Here is a 4731-nt window from a genome sequence, read left to right on the forward strand (position 1 = left end):
ATTTTCCCTCCAAACAGGACCTGATCCTGGCGTTCTTTGAGCGGCGCTGGCAGGTATTCGTGGTCGACCATTTCCAAGTTCAGACCGCCCGTCCCGGCGCCACCGCCGAAGAGCAGTTGCGGGCCACATTTGACGTCCTGGATGAATGGTTCCACCGCCCGGATTTTGAGTCCTCGTCCTACATCAGGGTGCTGTTCGAACTGGGACCGGAGCATCCACTGGGACAGCAAAGCCACCGGTACCTCGACAGACTACGTTTGCACGTCCAGGCAGCGGCCGCGGCGGCGGGCCTTGGGGACGCGGAAGTATTCGCGCACGCCTGGATGCTGTTGATCAAGGGCACCATCGTCGCGGCGACGGAAGGAGACACCAAGGCGGCCCGGCGTGCACGACCGATGGCGGAGTTCCTCATCGAGCACCACCGGACCGCTCCCGAGGTCCCGCTGTGAGGATGGCCGCGTCGTTTACCTGGGGCGCGGGCGCCCGTGACTGGGTGGGCGATTCGGTCAGGCTCCCTGTCCTGCCATCTGCATCAGTCCGCCGTCCATCACATAGGTTGCCCCGGTGACGTAGTCCCCGTCCGGGGAGGCCAGGAATACGGCCAGGCGGGCGATTTCCCTGGGTTCGGCCGCACGTTTCAGCGGGATGGTCTGGACTTGCTGCTCGAGGTATTCGGGGTCATCGATGGCTTTCTGGTTGAAGGGTGTGAGGACCATCCCTGGGGCGATGTTGTTGACGGTGATCCCGAGGTCGGAGACTTCAAGCACCAGGGTGCGCGTCAGGTTCCGCAGGGCACCTTTGGAGCAGTCGTAGTCGGCGGCTCCGGCACGGGGCTGCTCTTCGTGGACGGAGGTCGTGTTGAGGATTTTCCCCCCGCCGCCTTGGTCCTTGCGGTGGTTGATGAAGTGTTTGCAGCAGATCAGCTGCCCGATGAGGTTGCTGCGCAGGGTGCGTTCGAAATCGGCGATGTTCAGGTCGGCGACGTACGTTCCCGAGGCGTCGGCGCTGGCATTGTTCATCAGGATGTCAACGTGGCCGAAGGCGGCGAAGGCGGTCTTGAACATGGTGATGACCTGGTCTTCATCGCCGTGGTCCCCGTGCACGATAACGGCTCTGCGCCCGAGTGCTTCGACCTGTTCCTTCGTCGAGGTGGCTCCGTCCTGATCGTGGAGGTAGTGGATGACGATGTCGGCGCCCTCGCGGGCGAACTCGATGGCGGTGGCCTGCCCGATGCCTGAATCGGATCCGGTGATGAACGCGACCTTGTCCTGCAGCTGTCCCATTTGATGTCCTCCGTTTACTTGTAGTGGGCCCGGGGTGGGTTCAGGCCCGGTTGTTTTCGGCCTCGGTGATGGCCCAGGCCGCGTTGATCAGACCGACGTGTGACAGGCCCTGCGGGAAGTTGCCGATCAGCGTTCCGTCTTTGATGCTGATCTCTTCGGAGAGAAGTCCGAGGTCGTTGGCGTGGCCGGTCACAGTGTTGAAGATCTGCCTTGCCCGGTCGGTCTGCCCGGCCATGGCCCGCCCTGCGGCCAGCCAGTAGGAGCAGATGATGAAAGCTCCCTCATCTCCGGATCCTGTCCATCGCTGGACCAGGGAACCGGATGTCAAGTCCCGTTCAATGGCATCTAGGGTGGAGAGGATCCGCTCGTCCTCTGCTGGCAGGAATCCCATGATCGGCATCAGCAGGACGCCGGCGTCCAGGTGATCGGAGCCGAAGGCGCCGGTGAACGCCTCGACGGTGCCGTCCCAACCCCGGCCCAAGATCGCGGCCCGGACTTTGTCGCGTTCGGCTTCCCAGACGGGAACCCGGTCCGGGGCGGCAAGCCTGCCTCCCAGTTTCACCGCCCGGTCAAGGGCCACCCAGCACATCAGTTTGGAGGTGAGGTAGTCCCGGGTGCCTTCCCGGCCTTCCCAGATCCCTGCATCGGTTTCGGTCCAGGTTCCGGCCGCCAGGTCGGCGACGGCCACCAGGAATTCACGGGTGGTTTCCGGTAGATTCCCCAGCACGCCCCGCAGCACCCAAGCGCATTCGAAAACCTCGCCGAGGACATCGAGCTGTTTCTGCGTCCAGGCGTCGTTGCCGATCCGCACCGGACGGGACTGCGCGTATCCCGTGAGGTGGTCGAGGGTGTGTTCGGTCAGGTCATGTTCCCCGCCAACCCCGAACATGATCGGCAGACGGTTCACGCTGAGGGATCCCGCCGAGGCGGTGATCCACTCGAAGAACCGGTGGGCCTCATCGGGGCACGCGGCTGCCCAGAGGGCTTTGAGCGTCAGGCTGCCATCGCGCAGCCAGCCGAACCGGTAATCCCAGTTCGCGCCTCCACCGGGTTCCTCGGGAAGGGAAGTGGTCGCGGCTGCCACGACCGCGCCGGTGGGACTGTAGGTGAGGGCCTGGAGCACCAGGGCGCTGCGGTGAACCTGCTCCTCGTAGGCGCCGGTGTAGCTTCGATGCATCTGGCTCCACGACTCCCAGGCCGCGGTGGTGTCTTCCAGCCCGGCGACACTCTCCGGTGCCGGGACACGCCGGGCGGTGGAAACACTGTGCTGGAGAGAAAAATCCATCCGTTCCCCGTCACGGAGCCAGAGTTCTCCGACCGCCGAGTGGTTCTGGACGGCGAGGATGGCAGGTGCATCCAGTCTCAGCCGGTCCGCGCCGCCGGTGATGTCCCATCCCGTCGGGGTGCGGGTGAAGTGCGGTGTGATCAGCCCGTACTCCGGGCGCGGGGCCACCTCCACCAGTACCCGGATCTCGCCGCTGACTGCCTCAACGCGGCGCAGCAGCATGTGCGGGGAGTTGTGTCCTATGCTGTGTCCGCGCTCCCCCGGCCCCAGTGCCAGGCAGTCCGTCAGGCGCATGGACCCGGTTCGGCAGTGGAACAGTGTTTCCACGACCATGGTGCCGGGCAGGTACCGGCGGGTCGCCGTGTACTCCACTGCGGGGCGGATGATCCAGTGGCCGGCACGCGGATCGAGCAGCCGCCCAAAAATGCTGGGGGCGTCGAACCGTGCCGGACACCACCAGTCGATCGATCCGTCGCGTGAGACCAGGGCCGCTCCCTGACAGTCGCCGAGCAGACCGTAATCTGAAACGACCGCAGCCGCCGCTTCCTCCTCGTCGAAGGCTGCAGAGTCCATATCTCACCCTTCCGGGGCGCGGCGTGCAGGTCCCATGGGCGTCAGAGATACCCCCGGAGTCCCCGGCATCGGGAGCGGCGTTGGGGCGCGCTGGGCGGTTTCCTGCCAGTGGGTTGCCTACCGCGTTTGGGGTGGTGCGAAGACGTGATCGTAGAGCACCCCGGTCGCCGCGGCCTGAACGAATTTGTTGGTCAAATCCACGGTCCAGTCCTGCGCGGTCCAGGTTCCGGGCTGATACAGTCCCAGGGCCGTATTAAGCAGCACATCGGTGCTGTAGACAACGGGGAACACTACGGCGACTGCTTTGGCTCCACGCAGGCCGGCGTGGGCTGTGACGCCGTAGGCCGTACCCCACATGGTGCCCAGCGCGAAGTGGGTCACCGTGTTCAGCCGCTCGCGCCCCTGCTGGCTCGTCGGATGGATGGGAAGGATGCGTTCGGCGAAATCCGCGGGCGCGTAGCTGGTTTCGCGTCCGGTCAGGGGAATTTCCACATACTTCTGGAAGGCCGTCATCACGACGGTCCCGGCGACACCGGCCACCATGCCGCGGACAATCGATTCCATCAGGGATGGCTTCTGCGTGGACATGCTGTGAGTATCGTCCTCTCCCATGGTGACCGCAACCATTTCAAGCGGATTACTTCGCGGCGGCAGGGCGATTAGGCAGACATCCTCGGGCCGCGGGACACCTCCCCTCGCCCTGGCTATGAATCTCCGGCGCGTGACATTCACGTGCGGGGTGAAGGACTGGTCCTGCCGGGAAACCTTAATTGGCAATACCAGCGGACCTCTTTCACGCATGGGTCACACGGCCACAGCTGAATATCAGCCGGTGCCCGCACCTGAGTAGCGCCGGAGAACACGCGGTGGAGGCCGCTGATTATGTTTTCCGACGCTCTCAACCGGTTGAAAAACATCCGGCCGTCAATCACTCGCACGTGAGGATGAGTAAGACATTACGCCCACTGGCTGAGGTTCACCTGAGCGTGCGGATTTTGTTGTTACTCTCGCACCGGCTCCGGAAGGCCCCGGTTTCTTCACGTCCCCCAAAACTGCCAGACGAAACCATGATCGGTGTCTTGGCCACCTTCACAGGCAGCCGGAGAACTCCCGGGAACATCCACAACGGGCCAGGGCGGACCCGCGGCCGAACGGCGAAACCGGCTCAACGGTCCGGTCTCACCTGAGTCCGCCCGAGCCAGCCGTCTGCCCGCAACGAATTATTGATCAGAGTACCGATCAGGGCGGCCCTCCTGCGGACAGTCACATCCGGCACAGCAGGCGCGTACGCCCCTTCCCAACCGCGGCTTTTCCTGCCACAGTATGCACTGTGGGGAAAAATAAGCCTGCTGAGTTTTCTTGCAGTCAGTCCAATCCAGGCAGTAGAGCGTGACGAACCACACGATAGGCACACAATCGACGTGTTCACACCCGCACCATTAAGGAAACGGTCTCAATGAACAAGAACATGCGGCTTCTCGCAGTACCTTCCCTCGCCCTCGGCATGCTGGCCCTCTCCGGCGCGCCTGCCATGGCAGCGGACGGCTCCTATTCCTCGACCCTGGGTCAGCTCAACGGCAGCACCGGCGC

General features: G+C 64.0%; 4 protein-coding genes. 1 reads left to right on the forward strand and 3 read right to left on the reverse strand.

Features of this window, described 5'->3' with window-relative positions; translation table 11 throughout:
- Nucleotides 1–449, forward strand: a 449-nt coding sequence (locus AC4D2R_RS17935) for a TetR/AcrR family transcriptional regulator (protein WP_490941458.1), incomplete at its 5' end; no start/stop codon positions are given.
- A gap of 57 nt (nucleotides 450–506) precedes the next feature.
- Here AC4D2R_RS17935 and AC4D2R_RS17940 read toward each other — a convergent pair.
- The 3 genes from AC4D2R_RS17940 to AC4D2R_RS17950 all read right to left on the reverse strand — a co-directional run bounded on the left by AC4D2R_RS17940 (nucleotide 507) and on the right by AC4D2R_RS17950 (nucleotide 3729).
- Nucleotides 507–1283: an SDR family NAD(P)-dependent oxidoreductase gene (locus AC4D2R_RS17940; RefSeq protein ID WP_490941459.1), complete on the reverse strand. Its 777-nt coding sequence runs from the start codon at nucleotides 1281–1283 to the stop codon at nucleotides 507–509.
- A gap of 40 nt (nucleotides 1284–1323) precedes the next feature.
- Nucleotides 1324–3141 carry a glycoside hydrolase family 15 protein gene (locus AC4D2R_RS17945; protein ID WP_490941460.1) on the reverse strand — a complete coding sequence of 606 codons (1818 nt, stop codon included), beginning with the start codon at nucleotides 3139–3141 and terminating at the stop codon, nucleotides 1324–1326.
- A gap of 117 nt (nucleotides 3142–3258) precedes the next feature.
- A complete protein-coding gene (locus tag AC4D2R_RS17950) occupies nucleotides 3259–3729 on the reverse strand; it encodes a hypothetical protein (protein ID WP_490941461.1) in 471 nt (156 codons plus the stop codon).
- Nucleotides 3730–4731: the final 1002 nt, after the last annotated feature.

This window comes from Arthrobacter sp. TJ-217, assembly GCF_058269255.1.